The sequence below is a fragment of the Phytopseudomonas daroniae genome, from assembly GCF_004327275.1.
Taxonomy (GTDB): Bacteria; Pseudomonadota; Gammaproteobacteria; order Pseudomonadales; family Pseudomonadaceae; genus Aquipseudomonas; species Aquipseudomonas daroniae.
Genome location: NZ_QJUJ01000007.1, coordinates 108,666 through 127,711 on the forward strand (window position 1 = coordinate 108,666; position 19,046 = coordinate 127,711).

General features: G+C 60.0%; 15 protein-coding genes and 3 tRNA genes. 15 read left to right on the plus strand and 3 right to left on the minus strand.

All coding sequences use genetic code 11. The features are described from left to right. Window positions 1–216 precede the first annotated feature (216 nt). From DNK10_RS16990 to DNK10_RS17015, 6 genes are all read left to right on the plus strand, one after another. Window positions 217–1,311 carry an ABC transporter ATP-binding protein gene (locus DNK10_RS16990; RefSeq protein WP_131192373.1) on the plus strand — a complete coding sequence of 365 codons (1,095 nt, stop codon included), beginning with the start codon at window positions 217–219 and terminating at the stop codon, window positions 1,309–1,311. Beyond that, window positions 1,311–2,411, plus strand: a complete 1,101-nt coding sequence (locus DNK10_RS16995; RefSeq protein ID WP_131192374.1) for an ABC transporter ATP-binding protein — start codon at window positions 1,311–1,313, stop codon at window positions 2,409–2,411. The genes DNK10_RS16990 and DNK10_RS16995 overlap by 1 nt, the downstream gene beginning before the upstream one ends. Further along, a complete protein-coding gene (locus DNK10_RS17000; RefSeq protein ID WP_131181739.1) occupies window positions 2,408–3,271 on the plus strand; it encodes a carbohydrate ABC transporter permease in 864 nt (287 codons plus the stop codon). Before DNK10_RS16995 ends, DNK10_RS17000 begins: the two co-directional genes overlap by 4 nt. A 7-nt stretch (window positions 3,272–3,278) precedes the next feature. Beyond that, the gene (locus tag DNK10_RS17005; protein ID WP_131181771.1) at window positions 3,279–4,079 is read left to right on the plus strand and encodes a carbohydrate ABC transporter permease; all 801 of its coding nucleotides are present in this window, start codon (window positions 3,279–3,281) and stop codon (window positions 4,077–4,079) included. Window positions 4,080–4,090: 11 nt separating this feature from the next. Beyond that, window positions 4,091–4,363, plus strand: a complete 273-nt coding sequence (locus DNK10_RS17010) for a DUF2160 domain-containing protein (RefSeq protein ID WP_131181738.1) — start codon at window positions 4,091–4,093, stop codon at window positions 4,361–4,363. Window positions 4,364–4,430: 67 nt separating this feature from the next. After that, a complete protein-coding gene (locus tag DNK10_RS17015; RefSeq protein WP_131192375.1) occupies window positions 4,431–6,173 on the plus strand; it encodes an ABC transporter substrate-binding protein in 1,743 nt (580 codons plus the stop codon). A gap of 37 nt (window positions 6,174–6,210) precedes the next feature. Here DNK10_RS17015 and folD read toward each other — a convergent pair whose 3' ends face one another. Further along, window positions 6,211–7,065 (minus strand): bifunctional methylenetetrahydrofolate dehydrogenase/methenyltetrahydrofolate cyclohydrolase FolD, encoded by an 855-nt coding sequence (gene folD, locus DNK10_RS17020; RefSeq protein WP_131181736.1) that lies wholly within the window; start codon window positions 7,063–7,065, stop codon window positions 6,211–6,213. Window positions 7,066–7,332: 267 nt separating this feature from the next. Here folD and DNK10_RS17025 point away from each other — a divergent pair. The 9 genes from DNK10_RS17025 (at window position 7,333) to DNK10_RS17065 (ending at window position 16,266) form a co-directional block, all read left to right on the plus strand. Next, window positions 7,333–7,409, plus strand: a tRNA-Arg gene (locus DNK10_RS17025). Window positions 7,410–7,448: 39 nt separating this feature from the next. Next, window positions 7,449–7,524 (plus strand) — tRNA-His (locus tag DNK10_RS17030). A 60-nt stretch (window positions 7,525–7,584) separates the two neighbouring features. Then, window positions 7,585–7,669 (plus strand) — tRNA-Leu (locus tag DNK10_RS17035). 127 nt (window positions 7,670–7,796) lie between these two features. Continuing rightward, window positions 7,797–9,107 carry a trigger factor gene (tig, locus tag DNK10_RS17040; RefSeq protein ID WP_131192376.1) on the plus strand — a complete coding sequence of 437 codons (1,311 nt, stop codon included), beginning with the start codon at window positions 7,797–7,799 and terminating at the stop codon, window positions 9,105–9,107. Window positions 9,108–9,201: 94 nt separating this feature from the next. Continuing rightward, entirely contained in the window at window positions 9,202–9,843 is a 642-nt protein-coding gene (gene clpP / locus DNK10_RS17045) for an ATP-dependent Clp endopeptidase proteolytic subunit ClpP (protein WP_070887516.1), read from the plus strand. A 109-nt stretch (window positions 9,844–9,952) separates the two neighbouring features. After that, window positions 9,953–11,233 (plus strand): ATP-dependent Clp protease ATP-binding subunit ClpX, encoded by a 1,281-nt coding sequence (gene clpX / locus DNK10_RS17050; protein WP_131181734.1) that lies wholly within the window; start codon window positions 9,953–9,955, stop codon window positions 11,231–11,233. Between the two features lie 149 nt (window positions 11,234–11,382). Continuing rightward, entirely contained in the window at window positions 11,383–13,779 is a 2,397-nt protein-coding gene (lon, locus tag DNK10_RS17055; protein ID WP_131181733.1) for an endopeptidase La, read from the plus strand. 136 nt (window positions 13,780–13,915) lie between these two features. Continuing rightward, window positions 13,916–14,188, plus strand: a complete 273-nt coding sequence (hupB, locus tag DNK10_RS17060) for a nucleoid-associated protein HU-beta (protein WP_003239952.1) — start codon at window positions 13,916–13,918, stop codon at window positions 14,186–14,188. Between the two features lie 218 nt (window positions 14,189–14,406). Then, on the plus strand, window positions 14,407–16,266 hold the full coding sequence (locus tag DNK10_RS17065; protein WP_131192377.1) for a SurA N-terminal domain-containing protein: 1,860 nt from the start codon (window positions 14,407–14,409) through the stop codon (window positions 16,264–16,266). Window positions 16,267–16,411: 145 nt separating this feature from the next. Here DNK10_RS17065 and DNK10_RS17070 read toward each other — a convergent pair whose 3' ends face one another. Together DNK10_RS17070 and DNK10_RS17075 are read right to left on the minus strand one after the other, a co-directional pair. Continuing rightward, window positions 16,412–18,025, minus strand: a complete 1,614-nt coding sequence (locus tag DNK10_RS17070) for an ABC transporter ATP-binding protein (protein ID WP_131192378.1) — start codon at window positions 18,023–18,025, stop codon at window positions 16,412–16,414. 1 nt (window position 18,026) lies between these two features. After that, complete coding sequence (locus tag DNK10_RS17075; protein WP_131181730.1) at window positions 18,027–19,046, minus strand: ABC transporter permease; 1,020 nt, start codon at window positions 19,044–19,046, stop codon at window positions 18,027–18,029.

Consider the following 19,046-nt stretch of genomic DNA (forward strand, 5'->3'; position numbering starts at 1 on the left):
GGGCTGCAGTGAGTGTTGTCGATGACTGTTCAATGTCAACAGACATGCTGTTCAGTTGTTCAGTGCCATCTGTTCAGCGTGCTGCCGTGAACATCGCAACGGCTTCGCAAAGAAGAAAAAGTTTTCAATCAATCCAACCGGTTACGCGTGCCGAGTGGTATCTGGCACGGAACTCGCCTGATGCCTGGCACTGACCACTGGACAAAGGAGCCAGGCATGGCGTTGGTGCTGGAACATGTCACGCGTATCGTCGACCGGCAGCCGTGGATCGAAGACGTTTGTCTGAGCTTCGCCGCGGGCTCCTTCCATGTGCTGCTGGGTCGCACCCTGGCCGGGAAAACCAGCCTGATGCGCCTGATGGCCGGACTGGATCGCCCCAGCAGTGGCCGCATCCTGCTGGACGGCAAGGACGTGACTGGCGTTCCGGTGCGCCAGCGCAACCTGTCCATGGTCTATCAGCAATTCATCAATTACCCGACCCTGAGCGTGTTCGACAACATTGCCTCGCCCTTGCGTCAGGCCGGGGTGGCCGCCGCCGAGATCGACGAGCGGGTGCAGGCCACGGCCCGCATGTTGCGCATAGAGGGACTGCTCAAACGCTATCCGCTGGAGCTGTCCGGCGGTCAGCAGCAGCGCACGGCCATGGCTCGGGCACTGGTCAAGGATGCTTCGTTGATCCTCTTCGACGAACCGCTGGTCAACCTCGACTACAAACTGCGTGAGGAGCTGCGCCAGGAAATGCGCGAGCTGTTCCAGGCGCGTGACTGCGTGGCCATCTATGCCACCACCGAGCCCAACGAGGCGCTGGCTCTGGGCGGCACTACCACCATTCTCCACGAAGGTCGGGTCGTGCAGAGCGGCAGCACCACCGAGGTGTATCACCTGCCGCAGCGGGTGCTGGCTGCCGAGCTGTTCTCCGAGCCGCCGATCAACCTGATGCCTGGGCGCATCGGTGCCACCGAAGTCAGCTTCGCCGACGCCGTGCACTTTCCCCTCAATGGCGACCTGCAGAACATCCCTCTGGGCGATTACCGTTTTGGGGTGCGCCCCAGTCACATTGGCCTGGTGCCCTCTCGCGACGACGACCTGGAGCTGGCTGTGACCGTGGAACTGGCCGAGATCAGCGGTTCGGAGACCTTCCTGCACGTGCGTCACGAGCAGTTCTCCCTGGTGCTGCATCTGTCGGGGGTGCACGAGTACGACGTGGACACCCCGATCCTGATCTATGTACCGACCCACAAGCTGTTCGTCTTCGACGCTCAGGGGCAACTGGTTCAGGCACCCACCCGGCGCGCGAGGAGGGCTGCCTGATGGCGCAGATTCAGCTGCGCAACCTTGCGCACAGCTACGCCAGCAAACCCGCAGGCGCAGAGGATTATGCCATCCGCGAACTCAATCACGTCTGGGAGCAGGGCGGTGCCTACGCGCTTCTGGGGCCGTCGGGCTGCGGCAAGAGTACGTTGCTGAACATCATTTCCGGGCTGATCACACCTTCCAGCGGTGAGGTGCTGTTCGACACTCGCACGGTCAACGAGCTGTCACCCCAGGCACGCAACATCGCTCAGGTTTTCCAGTTCCCGGTGGTCTACGACACCATGACGGTGTTCGACAACCTGGCCTTTCCGCTGCGCAACCAGGGTATGGACGAGGCCCGGGTGACCAGCAAGGTGCAGGAGATCGCCGAGGTGCTCGATTTGCAGCCGCTGCTGTCACGCAAGGCACGTAACCTCAGCGCCGACGAGAAGCAGAAGGTCTCCATGGGGCGCGGGCTGGTGCGTGATGACGTTTCGGCGATCCTTTTCGACGAGCCGCTGACGGTGATCGATCCGCACCTGAAGTGGAAGCTGCGGCGCAAGCTCAAGCAGATTCACGAGCAGTTCAACATCACCATGGTCTACGTCACCCACGACCAGTTGGAGGCCTCGACCTTCGCGGACAAGATAGCGGTGATGTACGGCGGTCAGATCGTCCAGTTCGGTACCCCGCGGGAACTGTTCGAGCGTCCGGCCCACACCTTCGTCGGCTATTTCATCGGCAGCCCGGGCATGAACCTGATCGAGGTCGAGCGTTGCCCGGGCGGGGTCTGTTTCGACGGCATCGAGGTCTCGCTGTCGGCAGGCCTGTTGCGGCGCCTCGAAGCCCTGCAGGGCCACCGACTGCAATTGGGCATCCGCCCGGAGTTCGTGCACCTGCACGATGCTCCCTATGACGACGCGCTGTGCGGCGAGGCGGTGCATGTCGAGGATCTTGGCACCTACAAGATTCTCACCCTGCGCCTGGGCGAGCGTTTGCTCAAGGCGCGGCTGCAGGAGGATCAGGCAGTGCCGGCCGAGCAGGTCTACCTGAGCTTTCCGGCGCAGTGGCTGATGCTCTACGCGGACGATTATCTGGTCGAGGAGGAGGGCGCATGAAGGTACAGGACAACCGTGCCTGGTGGCTGGTGCTGCCGGTGTTCCTGTTGGTGGCCTTCAGCGCCATCGTGCCGGTGATGACCGTGGTCAACTATTCGGTGCAGGACATCTTCGATCCTTCCACGCGTTACTTCGTCGGCCTCGACTGGTACCGCCAGGTACTCCAGGATCCGCGCCTGCACGACTCACTGCTGCGGCAGTTCGTGTTTTCCGGTTGCGTGCTGCTGATTGAAATACCTCTGGGCATCGCCGTGGCCCTGTGCATGCCGACTCGCGGGCGCCTGGTATCGCTGTGCCTGATCCTGCTGGCTGTGCCGCTACTGATTCCATGGAACGTGGTGGGCACCATCTGGCAGATCTTCGGGCGCGCCGACATCGGCCTGCTGGGCTGGTCGCTCAATGCCCTGGGCATCGACTACAACTATGCCTCCAACACCCTGGATGCCTGGGTCACGGTACTGGTGATGGATGTCTGGCACTGGACCTCGCTGGTTGCCTTGCTGTGTTATTCCGGGCTGCGAGCGATCCCCGACGTCTACTACCAGGCCGCGCGCATCGACCGTGCTTCGCCCTGGGCGGTGTTTCGCCATATCCAGCTGCCGAAGATGAAGAGTGTGCTGCTGATCGCGGTGATGCTGCGCTTCATGGACAGCTTCATGATCTACACCGAGCCCTTCGTGCTCACCGGTGGCGGGCCGGGCAACGCCACTACCTTCCTCAGTCAGACGCTGACCAAGATGGCCATCGGTCAGTTCGACCTGGGCCCGGCGGCGGCTTTCTCACTGGTGTACTTCCTGATCATTCTGCTGGTGTCCTGGCTGTTCTACACCGCCATGACCCATGACGACGAGCGCCGCTGAGGAGAACATGGGCATGCGCAAGGGGTTGCTGCTGACGCTCTATATCCTGTTCCTGCTGGTACCGGTGTACTGGTTGCTGAACATGTCGTTCAAGACCAACACCGAAATTCTCGGTGGCCTGTCGCTCTGGCCCCGGGAATTCACCCTGGACAACTACCGGGTGATTTTCACCGATCCGGCCTGGTACGGCGGCTACCTCAACTCGCTGTACTACGTCACCCTCAACACCCTGATATCCCTGGCAGTGGCTCTGCCGGCAGCTTATGCCTTCTCGCGTTACCGATTCCTGGGCGACAAGCATCTGTTCTTCTGGCTGCTGACCAATCGCATGGCGCCGCCAGCGGTGTTCCTGTTGCCGTTCTTTCAACTGTATTCATCGATCGGCCTGTTCGACACCCACATCGCTGTGGCCCTGGCCCACTGCCTGTTCAACGTGCCGCTGGCGGTCTGGATTCTCGAAGGCTTCATGTCCGGGGTGCCCAAGGAAATCGACGAGACCGCCTATATCGACGGCTACAGCTTCCCGCGTTTCTTCGTCACCCTGTTCATCCCGCTGATTCGCTCCGGCATCGGCGTCACGGCGTTCTTCTGCTTCATGTTCTCCTGGGTCGAGCTGCTGCTGGCGCGCACCCTGACGTCGGTGGATGCCAAGCCGATCGCGGCGGTGATGACCCGTACCGTATCGGCCTCCGGCATCGACTGGGGCGTATTGGCCGCGGCCGGAGTGCTGACCATCCTGCCGGGCGTACTGGTGATCTGGTTCATACGCAATCACGTGGCCAAGGGCTTCGCCCTTGGTCGGGTGTAAGGAGGCTACGCATGCAGTGGATGGCCTGGACTCTGCCGACCGCCGTGTTCTTCGCGTCGGTCGGATTGTTGCTGGTGCTCATGAGTGTGTGGGAGCTGCGTTCGCCGAGTGTCAGGCGCAAGGGCTTCCTGCCCATTGCCACGACCCGTGGCGATCGGCTGTTCATCGGTCTGCTGGGCAGCGCCTATCTGCATCTGCTGGTTATAGGTGCGACCGACTGGCCGGTATGGATCGCGTCCGTGGCGGCGCTGGCCTGGTTGCTGCTGGTGATGCGCCGGGGGTGAACGGCCCGGCCGGGCGCCGCCAAGGCGCGGCTGGTCGGGCTATGTCTGATAATCAATGGAGGTGTCTATGTTCGACGATAACAACAAGATTCGACAGGGCATGGCGTTGTCGGCGCTGCTGGCGTTGTGTGCCAGCGTGCCCCAGGCCTGGGCTGACGCGCACGAGGATGCGGCCCGCAGCTGGATCGGCAAGGAGTTCACCCCATCCACGCTGACCCCGGAGGAGCAGTTCAAGGAGATGCAGTGGTTCATCAAGGCCGCCGAGCCGTTTCGCGGCCTGTCGATCAAGGTCGTCTCCGAGACCCTGACCACCCACGAATACGAGGCCAAGGTGCTGGCCAAGGCCTTTACCGAGATCACCGGCATCCGCCTGACCCACGACCTGATGCAGGAAGGCGACGTGGTCGAGAAGCTGCAGACGCAGATGCAGTCCGGGCGCAACATCTACGATGGCTGGGTCAATGATTCCGACCTGATCGGCACGCACTTTCGCTATGGCAAGACGGTGTCGATCACCGACATGATGGCCAACGAGGGCAAGGACGTGACCTCGCCAACCCTGGATCTGCAGGATTTCATCGGCATTTCCTTCACCACCGGCCCGGATGGCAAGGTCTACCAGCTGCCCGACCAGCAGTTCGCCAACCTCTACTGGTTTCGCGCCGACTGGTTCGAGCGCCCGGAGCTGAAGTCCAAGTTCCAGGAACTCTACGGCTATGAGCTGGGTGTACCGGTGAACTGGTCGGCCTACGAAGACATCGCCGAGTTCTTCAGCAAGCACGTCAAGGAAATCGACGGCAAGCGTGTCTACGGCCACATGGATTACGGCAAGAAGGATCCGTCCCTGGGCTGGCGCTTTACCGATGCCTGGTTCTCCATGGCCGGTGGCGGCGACAAGGGGCTGCCCAACGGCCTGCCGGTGGACGAGTGGGGCATTCGCGTGGACGGCTGCCGCCCGGTGGGCTCCAGTGTTGCGCGTGGTGGCGACACCAATGGGCCGGCGGCGGTCTACGCGACCCAGAAATACGTCGACTGGATGCGCGCCTATGCGCCGTCCGAGGCCCAGGGCATGACCTTTTCCGAATCAGGGCCAGTACCCGCCCAGGGGCACATCGCGCAGCAGATATTCTGGTATACGGGCTTCACCGCCGACATGACCAAGCCAGGCTTGCCCGTGGTGAACGAAGACGGCACGCCGAAGTGGCGCATGGCGCCATCGCCCAAGGGGCCGTATTGGGAAGAAGGGATGAAGCTCGGCTATCAGGACGCCGGTTCCTGGACGTTCCTGCATTCCACGCCGGAGAAACAGCGCCTGGCGGCATGGCTGTATGCCCAGTTCGTGACGTCGAAGACGGTATCGCTGAAGAAGACCCTGGTCGGCCTGACGCCGATCCGCGAGTCGGACATCAACTCCCAGGCCATGACCGACGTGGCGCCCAAGCTTGGCGGATTGGTGGAGTTCTACCGCAGCCCGGCCCGCGTGCAATGGACGCCTACCGGCACCAACGTACCGGACTATCCGCGTCTGGCGCAGCTCTGGTGGCAGTACATCGCCGAAGCTGCCAGCGGCGACAAGACGCCTCAGGAAGCCCTCGATGGCTTGGCCGAAGCCCAGGACACCATGCTGGGTCGTCTGGAGCGCTCCAACGTGCTGGGCGAGTGCGGGCCCAAGCTCAATGAACCACGTGATCCGCAATACTGGTTCGATCAGCCGGGCGCGCCCAAGCCGAAGCTGGCAAACGAGAAACCGAAGGGCGAGACGATTGCCTACGAGGAACTGCTCAAATCCTGGGAGCAGGCACGCAAGTGAAAGAGCAGGGAGCGGCAGAGGCTGCCGCTCCCGATGCTCAGGCGTGCAGGTGTTCGGCCGCGTGCAGGGTGTTCTCCAGCAGGCAGGCGCGGGTCATCGGGCCGACGCCACCTGGAACCGGAGTGATCCAACCGGCGCGGGGCAGGGCAGTCTCATAGATCACGTCGCCAATCAGCTTGCCGTCGGTCTGACGGTTGATGCCTACGTCGATGACGATGGCGCCTTCCTTGATCCACTCGCCCTTGACCAGCCCGGGCTTGCCCGCCGCGACCACGACGATGTCAGCCTGGCCTACATGACCGGCCAGGTCCTTGGTAAAGCGGTGAGTCACGGTCACGGTACAGCCACCGAGCAGCAACTCCATCGCCATGGGGCGGCCAACGATATTGGAAGCACCCACTACCACGGCATGCAGGCCATAGAGGTCGACGCCAGTGCTGGCCAAAAGGGTCATGATGCCTTTGGGTGTGCAGGGGCGCAGCAGCGGCATGCGCTGGGCCAGGCGGCCGATGTTGTAGGGATGGAAACCGTCCACATCCTTGTCCGGGCGGATGCGCTCCAGTAGCAGGGATGAGTCGAGGTGCGCCGGTAGCGGCAACTGCACCAGGATACCGTCGATGGTCGCGTCTTCATTCAGTGAGTCGATCAGGCTCAGCAATTCGTCCTGGCTGGTTTCGGCGCTCAGGTCATAAGCGCGGGAAACGAAGCCGACTTCCTCGCAATCCTTGCGCTTGTGCGCGACATAAACCTGAGAGGCGGGATCGCTGCCGACCAGGATCACCGCCAGGCCGGGGGCGCGCAGTCCTTGCTGACGCCTTTCGGCGACGCGCTGGGCGATCTGCTGGCGGATATTGGCGGCAATCGCTTTGCCATCTATCAGTTGTGCGGTCATTGCGCTCGGTTAACCATTGAAAGGGAGTGAAAAAGGACGCGCATTCTCGCATGGCATTAAGGAAGGGCAAAGGCGCCAGACAGCAGATTTGGTGTAACTCCTTTATCTAACTGAATTTTTTAGATTTGGGTGTTGACGACTCAGGGGTGCCTCTATAAGATGCGCACCACTTGGCGAGCACAGCAAGTGACAGGGTAAAGCGGCAAAGGCAGCAACGAAAGTGGCCGCTCTAGCCGAAACTTGAAGTCTGCTCTAGTGGATGGATAAGTGCCCGTAGCTCAGCTGGATAGAGCATCCGCCTTCTAAGCGGATGGTCGCAGGTTCGAGTCCTGCCGGGTGCGCCACTAGGTGAATCGGCACAAGTAAAGCAGCAAAGCAATATGGTGGGCGTAGCTCAGTTGGTAGAGCACAGGATTGTGGCTCCTGGTGTCGAGGGTTCGATCCCCTTCGTCCACCCCATATTCTGAAACGCCAGGCCCTTAAAAGCCTGGCGTTTTTGTTTGTAAAAGGTATTGCCACGCGGACGTGGTGGAATTGGTAGACACACTGGATTTAGGTTCCAGCGCCGCAAGGCGTGAGAGTTCGAGTCTCTCCGTCCGCACCATCTTTAAGCGCCCCTCCCGTTTGCCACCTGCATCTAGGGTGACTTCTGCAACACCTCCCTCTAGAATGCATGCCCTTAAATGGGGTCGGTAAACGGCCGGCATACGTCTGTGCAACGAGGAATATCCATGCAAGTTTCTGTTGAAAGCACTTCCGCTCTCGAGCGCCGCATGAGCATTACTGTGCCGGCCGAGCGTATCGAGACTCAGGTCAACAAGCGTCTGCAGCAGACTGCACAGAAGGCCAAGATCCCTGGTTTCCGTCCTGGCAAAGTGCCAATGAGCGTGATTCGTCAGCGTTTCGAGGCTGATGCGCGCCAGGAAGCTGTAGGTGATGTCATTCAGTCCTCCTTCTATGAGGCCATTGCCGAGCAGAAGCTCACTCCTGCTGGTCAGCCTTCGGTCGAGCCGAAAGTGCTGGAGAAGGGCAAGGATCTGGAATTCATCGCTACCTTCGAAGTGTTCCCGGAAATCAAGGTTGGCGGCCTGGAAGGCATTGCCATCGAGCGTCAGCAGGCTGACGTGGCTGACTCCGATGTCGACAACATGCTGGATATCCTGCGCAAGCAGAATACCCGCTTCGAAGCTGTCGAGCGTGCTGCCGAGAAAGACGACCAACTGAACATCGACTTCGTTGGCAAGATCGACGGCGAGGCCTTCGCTGGCGGTTCCGCCACCAGCACCCAGCTGGTGCTGGGCTCCGGCCGCATGATCCCGGGCTTCGAAGACGCCCTGATCGGCGCCAAGGCTGGTGAAGAGCGGGTGATCAATCCGACCTTCCCCGAGGACTATCAGAACCTCGATCTGGCTGGCAAGACTGCCGAGTTCACCGTAACCGTGAACAGCGTCTCCGCTCCTCAGCTGCCAGAGCTGAATGACGAGTTCTTCACTCTGTTCGGCATCAAGGAAGGCGGTCTGGAAGGCTTCCGCACCGAAGTTCGCAAGAACATGGAGCGTGAGCTGCGCCAGGCGATCAAATCCAAGATCAAGAACCAGGTAATGGACGGCCTGCTGGCTGCCAACCCGGTCGACGTGCCGAAAGCGCTGATCGCCAACGAAGTGAACAATCTGCGCGTGCAGGCCGTTCAGCAGTTCGGTGGCAACATCAAGCCTGATCAACTGCCGGCCGAGCTGTTCGAAGAACAAGCCAAGCGCCGCGTGTCCCTCGGCCTGATCGTTGCCGAAGTGGTCAAGCAGTTCGAACTCAAGCCAGATGACGCCCGCGTCCGTGAGCTGATCCAGGAAATGGCTTCGGCCTACCAGGAGCCAGAGCAGGTCGTGGCGTGGTACTACAAGAACGACCAGCAACTGAACGAAGTTCGTTCGGTTGTACTGGAAGAGCAAGTTGTAGATACTGTTTTGCAGAAGGCCAATGTGACTGACAAATCGGTCTCTTACGAAGAAGCAGTCAAGCCGGCAGAAGTTCCGCAGGCCGCCTGATTCCTTCACCTCGTTCGAGAACACCATAAGCCAGCCTCAGTGCTGGCTTATGCGTCTTCGAGACATGACTTTTATTAGGGAGCGAGTGCTGGAAATGTCGCACAATCCTTTCATGCAGCAAATGTCCGATATCCAGGCCGCAGGCGGTCTGGTTCCCATGGTCGTCGAGCAGTCCGCACGTGGCGAGCGCGCCTACGACATCTATTCGCGTCTGTTGAAAGAGCGGGTGATCTTCCTGATCGGCCCGGTCGAAGACTACATGGCCAACCTGGTGGCCGCGCAACTGCTGTTCCTTGAGGCCGAAAACCCGGACAAGGACATCCACCTGTACATCAACTCGCCAGGCGGTTCGGTGACTGCCGGTATGTCGATCTACGACACCATGCAGTTCATCAAACCTGACGTGTCGACTACCTGCATCGGTCAGGCCTGCAGCATGGGCGCCCTGTTGCTGGCGGGTGGCGCTGCGGGCAAGCGTTACTGCCTGCCGCACTCGCGCATGATGATTCACCAGCCGCTGGGCGGTTTCCAGGGCCAGGCCTCGGACATCGAAATCCATGCCAAGGAAATCCTCTTCATTCGTGAGCGCCTGAATCAGGTGCTGGCCAATCACACCGGCCAGCCGATCGAAGTGATCGCCCGTGACACCGATCGCGACCGTTTCATGAGCGGCGAGGAAGCCGTCAACTACGGCCTGATCGACAAGGTACACAGCCGTCGCGAGCAAATCGGCTGAAGAGGGAGGCACGCTGACCGGCAATGATCGGTCAGCTGCACATCGGGCTTGAAAATGCCCCGGTTTGGCTCCATCTTGTGTTTTAAGCCTACGGTATTGGATTGATCGAATGACTGACACCCGCAACGGCGAGGACAACGGCAAGCTGCTTTATTGCTCCTTCTGCGGCAAAAGCCAGCATGAAGTGCGCAAATTGATTGCTGGCCCCTCGGTTTTTATCTGCGACGAGTGCGTCGACCTGTGCAATGACATCATCCGTGAGGAGGTGCAAGAAGCCCAGGCCGAGAGCAGCGCGCACAAACTGCCGGCCCCCAAGGAAATCAGCGCGATCCTCGATCAGTACGTGATCGGTCAGGAACGGGCCAAGAAGATTCTGGCGGTCGCGGTCTATAACCACTACAAGCGCCTCAACCAGCGCGAGAAAAAGGACGATGTCGAGCTCGGCAAGAGCAATATCCTGCTCCTCGGCCCGACTGGCTCGGGCAAGACGCTGCTGGCTGAAACCCTGGCGCGTCTGTTGAACGTTCCTTTCACCATCGCCGACGCGACCACCCTGACCGAAGCCGGCTACGTGGGTGAAGACGTCGAGAACATCATTCAGAAGCTGCTGCAGAAGTGCGATTACGATGTCGAGAAGGCCCAGATGGGGATCGTCTACATCGATGAAATCGACAAGATTTCCCGCAAGTCCGACAATCCGTCCATCACCCGTGACGTATCGGGCGAGGGCGTGCAGCAGGCACTGCTGAAGCTGATCGAAGGCACCGTTGCCTCCGTTCCGCCTCAGGGTGGCCGCAAGCATCCCCAGCAGGAGTTCCTGCAGGTCGACACGCGCAACATCCTGTTCATCTGCGGTGGCGCTTTTGCCGGCATCGAGAAGGTGATCCAGGGACGCTCCACCAAGGGCGGCATCGGCTTCAGTGCCGAAGTTCGCACCAAGGATGTCGAGAAGAAGATTGGCGAGTCGTTGCGTGAGATCGAGCCGGACGACCTGGTCAAGTTCGGTCTGATTCCCGAGTTCGTTGGCCGCTTGCCGGTCATCGCAACGCTGGAGGAGCTGGACGAGGCTGCGCTGGTGCAGATTCTCACCGAGCCGAAGAACGCGCTGACCAAGCAGTACGGCAAGCTGTTCGAGATGGAAGGGGTGGATCTCGAATTCCGTCCTGACGCGCTCAAGGCCGTGGCTCTCAAGGCGCTGGAGCGCAAGACCGGTGCCCGTGGCCTGCGCTCGATTCTCGAAGGTGTACTGCTCGACACCATGTATGACATTCCGTCGCAATCGGACGTCAGCAAGGTGGTCATCGATGAAAGTGTCATCGATGGCAGTTCCAAACCGCTGCTGATCTACGAAAACATCGAGCCGCCTGCCAAGGCAGCGCCTGACGCGTAACGCGTTTGTCATCTGTTGAAAGCAAGGGGCCTGCGGGCCCCTTTGCTTTTACCGACAGCAGTGCTTGTTTTTTCTTGGGGCTACCCCCATCTTAGGGCCAAGGGTACTCCCACCGTTTACGGCCGCAAGGCCGCCGTAGAGCCAAAATCATGAAGACAACCATCGAATTGCCTCTCCTGCCTTTGCGCGATGTCGTGGTCTATCCGCACATGGTCATCCCGCTTTTCGTAGGCCGCGAGAAATCCATCGAAGCGCTCGAAGCGGCGATGAATGGGGAAAAGCAGATCCTGCTGCTGGCCCAGAAGAATCCCGCTGACGATGAACCGAGTGAAGAAGGGCTCTACCGAGTCGGTACCGTTGCGACCGTTCTGCAGTTGCTCAAATTGCCCGATGGCACCGTCAAGGTGCTGGTCGAGGGCGAGCAGCGCGGCGAAATCGAGCAGTTCATCGAGGCTGACGGCTATAGCCGTGCCGAAGTCCAGTTGCTCGACGAGATCGACGCGCCAGAGCGTGAAGCCGAGGTGTTCACCCGCAGTCTGCTTAGCCAGTTCGAACAATACGTTCAGCTAGGCAAGAAAGTGCCTGCCGAGGTGCTGTCATCGCTTAACAGCATCGATGAGCCAAGCCGTCTGGTCGATACCATGGCGGCGCACATGGTGCTGAAGATCGAGCAGAAGCAGGAAATCCTCGAGATCGTCGATCTGCCGACCCGTGTCGAGCATGTGTTGGCCCTGCTGGATGCCGAAATCGACCTGCTTCAGGTTGAAAAACGCATTCGCGGCCGCGTGAAGAAACAGATGGAGCGCAGCCAGCGCGAGTACTACCTGAATGAGCAGATGAAGGCCATTCAGAAGGAGCTGGGTGACAGTGAGGAAGGGCACAACGAGCTCGATGAGCTCAAGCGCCGCATTGAGAATGCCGGGCTTACCAAGGAAGCCTACGGCAAGGCCCAGGCTGAGTTGAACAAGCTCAAGCAGATGTCGCCGATGTCCGCTGAAGCCACGGTGGTGCGTTCCTACATCGACTGGCTGGTGAACGTGCCGTGGAAGGCGCAAAGCAAGGTGCGCCTGGATCTGACTCGCGCCGAAAGCATTCTGGATGCCGATCATTACGGCCTCGAAGAGGTCAAGGAACGCATCCTCGAGTATCTCGCCGTACAGAAGCGCGTGAAGAAGCTCAAGGGGCCGGTTCTCTGCCTGGTCGGCCCGCCTGGCGTTGGCAAGACGTCTCTGGCCGAATCCATTGCCAGCGCCACCAATCGCAAGTTCGTGCGTATGGCCCTGGGCGGCGTGCGCGACGAAGCGGAAATTCGCGGCCATCGCCGTACCTACATTGGTTCGATGCCCGGGCGCCTGATCCAGAAAATGACCAAGGTTGGCGTACGTAATCCGCTGTTCCTGCTCGACGAAATCGACAAGATGGGCCAGGACATGCGTGGCGATCCTGCCTCTGCACTGCTCGAGGTGCTCGATCCGGAGCAGAATCACAACTTCAACGACCATTACCTCGAAGTCGACTACGACCTCTCGGACGTGATGTTCCTGTGCACCGCCAACTCCATGAACATCCCGGCTGCGTTGCTGGATCGTATGGAGGTGATTCGTCTGCCGGGTTATACCGAAGACGAGAAGGTCAATATCGCCGTCAAATACCTCGCGCCCAAGCAGATTCAGGCCAATGGCTTGAAAAAAACCGAGTTGGAGTTCGAGGACGAGGCGATCCGTGACATTATTCGTTACTACACCCGAGAAGCGGGTGTGCGGAGTCTGGAACGGCAGATCGCCAAAGTTTGCCGGCGTGCGGTCAAGCAGCATGCCAAGGAAAAACGCTTCCATGTGCTGGTCACGGCCGACTCGCTGGAAGACTTCCTGGGCGTACGCAAGCATCGCTATGGCCTCGCTGAGCAGCAGGATCAGATCGGTCAGGTAACCGGTCTGGCGTGGACTCAGGTCGGCGGCGAGCTGCTGACAATCGAGGCCGCGGTGGTGCCTGGCAAGGGCAATCTGATCAAGACCGGTTCGTTGGGCGATGTGATGCTCGAATCGATCACAGCCGCGCAAACAGTGGTGCGCAGCCGTGCGCAAAGCCTGGGTGTGGCGCCGGATTTCTACGAAAAACGCGACATCCACATCCACATGCCGGAAGGGGCGACACCGAAGGATGGCCCGAGTGCGGGCGTCGGTATGTGTACCGCGCTGGTGTCGGCATTGACGCAAATTCCAGTGCGCGCCGATGTCGCGATGACCGGAGAAATCACCCTTCGCGGTCAGGTTCTGGCGATCGGTGGCTTGAAGGAAAAACTGCTTGCGGCGCATCGCGGTGGAATCAAAACCGTGATCATTCCCCAGGAAAATATTCGCGACCTCAAGGAAATTCCGGAGAACATCAAGCAAGACCTGCAGATTAAACCGGTCAAATGGATTGACGAGGTCCTGCAAATTGCGCTGCAATACGCCCCGGAGCCCTTGCCAGACGCGGCTCCGGAGTTGGTTGCAAAGGATGAAAAACGCGAGTCTGATTCCAAGGAGCGAATCAGCACGCATTAGCCGGGTGGCTTCCTTGACACAATTTTAGAGCCCTTGCTATAAAGCGGTTCTTACCGTGTCGGCAGAGCCATCCAGCACCCGATTCGCTTCCATTAAAATCAAGAAACAAACTCAACCGAAATTAAGGGGACTTAGAGTGAACAAGTCGGAACTGATCGATGCCATCGCTGCATCTGCTGATATCCCGAAAGCTGTTGCTGGCCGTGCGCTGGACGCAGTGATTGAATCCGTTACTGGCGCTCTGAAAGCTGGTGACTCCGTCGTACTGGTGGGTTTCGGTACTTTCGCTGTCAAAGAGCGCGCTGCTCGCACTGGTCGCAACCCGCAGACTGGCAAGCCGATTAGCATCGCTGCTGCCAAGATCCCTGGTTTCAAAGCTGGTAAAGCCCTGAAAGACGCCGTTAACTAAGCGTCTTCGGGCCTTTGCCCGCCGGGTCGGCTAACCCCGGCTCGGTTGTGGGGCGGCAATAAGACCATCAGGTCTGTCACACCGGGGATTGTAGATTTGATGATCCCGATCCGCTTCGCACGTTACGAGAAGGCGCATCCCAGGATGCGCCTTTCTTCTATCCGGATTTTACCCACGCTGCGCGGCCATTTTTAGTACGTGGTCGTTCTGGGGGAAGCATGCTGCAAAATATCAGGGACAATTCACAGGGTTGGATTGCCAAAACCATCATCGGCCTGATCGTCGCCCTGTTGGCGCTGACCGGGGTCGATGCCATCTTCACCGGTAGTGGCAACAGTCAGAATGCCGCCAAGGTGAATGGCGAGGCGATTAGCCAGAACGAACTCAATCAGGCTGTGGAAATGCAGCGTCGTCAGCTGTTGCAGCAGCTCGGCCAGGAATTCGACCCTTCACTGCTGGATGAGAATCTGCTGCGTGACGCTTCGCTGAAAGGTTTGATCGAGCGCTCCCTGCTGCTGCAGGGCGCTGCGGATGCCAAATTCGCCTTTTCTCAGCCTGCACTCGACCAGGTGATCGTACAGACGCCTGAATTCCAGGTGGATGGCCGCTTCAATGCGGATCGTTTCGACCAGGTTATTCGTCAGCTCGGCTACACCCGCATGCAATTCCGTCAGATGCTCGAGCAGGAGATGCTGATCGGTCAGCTGCGTGCCGGTCTGTCCGGCAGCGGTTTCGTCACAGACGAAGAAGTGGCGGCATTCGCCCGGCTGGAGAAACAGACCCGTGACTTCGCGACTCGTACCATCAAGGTGGATACCGATGCGGTGCAGGTCAGCGATGACGACATCAAAGCCTACTACGATGCTCAGCAGTCTCAGTTCATGAGCCCGGAGCAGGTGGTTCTGGAATACGTCGAGTTGAAGAAAGATGCATTCTTCGCGGATATTTCGGTCAGCGACGACGAGCTGAAAGCCGCGTACGAGTCGGAAATCGCCAACCTGGCTGAGCAGCGTCAGGCGGCGCATATCCTCATCGAAGTCGGCGGCGACGTCAGCGACGAACAGGCCAAAGCCCAGATCGAAGACGTGCAGAAACGCCTGCAGCAAGGCGAAGACTTCGCTGCACTAGCCAAGGATTTCTCCCAGGATCCAGGTTCCGCCAGCGATGGCGGTGATCTCGGCTACGCTGGCAAGGGTGTATACGACCCAGCCTTCGAGGATGCTCTCTACGCATTGAACAAAGACGAAGTATCGGCGCCGGTACGCAGCGAATTCGGCTGGCACCTGATCAAGCTGTTGGGTGTGCAGGCTCCTGAAGTACCGTCGCTCGCCAGCATGCAGGAAAAGCTCGAGGCCGATCTCAAGGCTCAGCGTGTCGAGCTTCGTTTCGTCGAAGCGACCAAGCAACTGGAAGACGCCGCGTTCGAGTCCTCGGATCTGCTGCAACCAGCCCAGGAATTGGGTCTTAAGGTGCAGACCAGTGAGCCCATTGGTCGCCAGGGTGGCGAAGGTCTTGCCGGTAACCGCCAAGTGCTGCAGGCTGCCTTCAGCCAGGAAGTGCTGGAAGACGGTAGCAACAGCGGCGTCATCGAGCTCGACCCGAGCACCCTGGTGGTGATTCGCGTCAAGGAGCACCGCAAGCCGCAACAGCTGACGCTGGAGCAGGTGAGCGACAGCATCCGCGATCAGCTGACCCAGACCCGTGCCAGCGAGGCTGCCAAGGCCGCTGGTGAGGCATTGGTCGCCGAGCTGCGTGATGGCAAGGCGCAGGCGGAAGGTTCGGAGTGGCAAGTGGTGGAAGCCGCCACGCGCAATCAGGAAGGTGTCGACCCGGCTGTGCTGCAGGCGCTGTTCCGCATGCCCAAGCCTGCTGGTGAAACCTCAGAGTTCAGTGGTGTAACGCTGGGCAATGGGGACTTCGTGGTGGTACGCCTGAAAGGCGTCAGCGAACCTGAGGAAGCGCTGAGCGAAGAGGAGAAGACGATGTACCGTCGTTTCCTCGCCTCACGCAGCGGCCAGCAGGACTTCGCGGCTTTCCGCAAGCAACTGGAGAGCAAGGCAGACATCGAGCGCTTCTAAGCGCAACTGCCTGCTTCACTAAACAAAGGCCCCGATTTCGGGGCCTTTGTGTTTCTGCTGTGTGCTTCGGCTCGCTTATCTCAGAGCAAAGAAAAGGCCCCGCGTCGCAAGATGGCGGGGCCTTTTACATGCCGCCATGGCAGGCCTACGCGCTGCTAGCCGGCGACAGGAACGCAGCTTCCAGCAATTGCTGGGTGTAGGGGTGCTGCGGAGTCTGGAAGATCGACTCAGCGTCACCTTGCTCGACCACCTGGCCTTGCTTGACCACCATCAGCTGATGGCTGAGCGCCCGTACCACCGCCAGATCATGGCTGATGAACAGATAGGTCAGGTTGTATTTGGTCTGCAATGAGCGCAGCAGCTCGACTACCTGGCGCTGCACGGTGCGATCCAGTGCCGAGGTTGGCTCATCCAGCAGGATCAATGCCGGCTTGAGCACCAGGGCGCGAGCGATAGCGATACGTTGCCGCTGCCCACCGGAGAACTCGTGGGGATAGCGGTGGCGGCTTTCAGGATCCAGGCCTACTTCCAGAAGCGCTTCGATAATGGCCTGTTCCTGCTCGGCATCGTTGCCGATGCCGTGAATGCGCAGACCTTCGCCGACGATCATGCCTACCGTCATACGCGGGCTGAGGCTGCCGAAGGGATCCTGGAACACCACCTGCATCTGCCGCCTGAACGGACGCACCTGATTCTGCGACAAGCCATCCAGAGAATGCTTGTCGAAGCGAATACCGCCCTGGCTGCCGATCAGGCGCAAAATCGCCAGCCCCAGCGTGGATTTACCCGAGCCGCTCTCGCCGACGATGCCCAGGGTCTGGCCGCGTTGCAGACTGAAATTGATGCCGTCCACTGCCTTTACATGATCCACGGTACGGCGGAGCAGGCCTTTCTTGATTGGGAACCAGACGCGCAGATTCTCGACTTCGAGCATGGTCTCGGCAGTTTCCGTGTCCACCGGATTGCCATCCGGCTCCGCCGCCAGCAACTCGCGGGTATAGGGATGCTGCGGGTTGTTGAACAACGCTTCGCAGTCAGCTTGTTCGACCAGCTCACCGTTCTGCATCACGCAAACGCGTTGGGCGATACGCCGTACCAGGTTGAGGTCATGGCTGATGATCAGCATGGCCATGCCCAGACGCGCCTGCAGATCCTTGAGCAGTTCGAGAATTTTCAACTGCACGGTGACGTCCAGAGCGGTCGTCGGTTCATCGGCGATCAACAGCTCCGGCTCGTTGGCCAGGGCCATGGCAATCATCACGCGTTGACGTTGCCCCCCGGAAAGCTCGTGGGGCAGGGCCTTGAGGCGCTTCTGCGGCTCTGGAATGCCAACCAGCTCCAGCAGCTCCAGGGTGCGCCGGGTGGCTGCCTTGCCGCTCAGCCCCTTGTGCAGGGCGAGTACCTCGTTGATCTGCTTCTCGATGCTGTGCAGCGGGTTCAGGGACGTCATCGGCTCCTGGAACACCATGGCGATACGATTGCCACGGATACCACGCAGCTTCTTCTCGCTGAGTTTGAGCAGATCCTGGTCGGCATAGTGGATGCTGCCGTTAGGGTGCTGAGCCTGCGGGTAGGGCAGCAGGCGCAGGATCGAGTGAGCGGTGACCGACTTGCCGGAGCCACTTTCGCCGACCAGTGCCAGGGTTTCGCCGCGGCGAATGTCGAAGCTGATGTTGTTGACGACCTGCCGATGGCTGTCGCCATTGACGAATGCGACGGACAGGTCACGCACTTCGACGAGGTTTTCGGGATGGGACATCTTATTTCCTCGGGTCGAAGGCATCGCGGGCGGCCTCGCCGATGAATACCAAGAGGCTGAGCATGATGGCCAGCACGGCGAAGGCACTCACCCCTAACCAGGGTGCCTGCAGATTGGATTTGCCCTGCGCCACCAGTTCGCCGAGGGACGGTGAGCCGGCCGGCAGGCCGAAGCCGAGGAAGTCCAGAGCGGTGAGGGTGCCAATGGCGCCCGTGAGGATGAAGGGCAGGAACGTCATGGTCGAGACCATGGCGTTGGGCAGGATATGCCGGAACATGATCGAGCCGTTACGCATGCCCAGCGCGCGTGCGGCGCGCACGTACTCCAGGTTGCGGCCGCGCAGGAACTCGGCACGCACCACATCCACCAGGCTCATCCAGGAAAACAGCAGCATCAGGCCGAGTAGCCACCAGAAGTTCGGTTGCACGAAGCTCGCCAGGATGATCAACAGGTACAGCACCGGCAGGCCGGACCAGATCTCCAGGACGCGCTGACCGGTCAGATCCACCCAGCCGCCGTAGAAACCCTGCACGGCACCAGCCGCGACGCCGATCACCGAGCTGGCCAGGGTCAGGGTCAGGGCGAACAGCACGGAAATGCGGAAACCGTAGATCACCCGGGAAAGCACGTCGCGGCCCTGATCATCGGTGCCTAGCCAGTTGTCCGCCGAGGGCGGCGCGGGGGCAGGGACTTTCAGCTCGTAGTTGATGCTGGAGTAGCTGAACGGGATCGGCGGCCAGACCATCCAGCCATCCTTCTGCTCGATCAGATCCTGGATGTACGGGCTCTTGTAGTTGGCCTGCAGGGGGAATTCGCCACCAAAGGTGGTTTCCGGGTAGCGCTTGAGCACCGGGAAGTACAGTTCGCCGTCGTAGCTGACCACCAGGGGTTTGTCGTTGGCGATCAGCTCGGCACCCAGGGTCACGAAGAACAGGGCGAGGAAGATCCACAGCGACCACCAGCCGCGTTTATGGGCCTTGAAGCGTTCGAAACGGCGTTGATTGAGCGGGGAAAGTGCCAT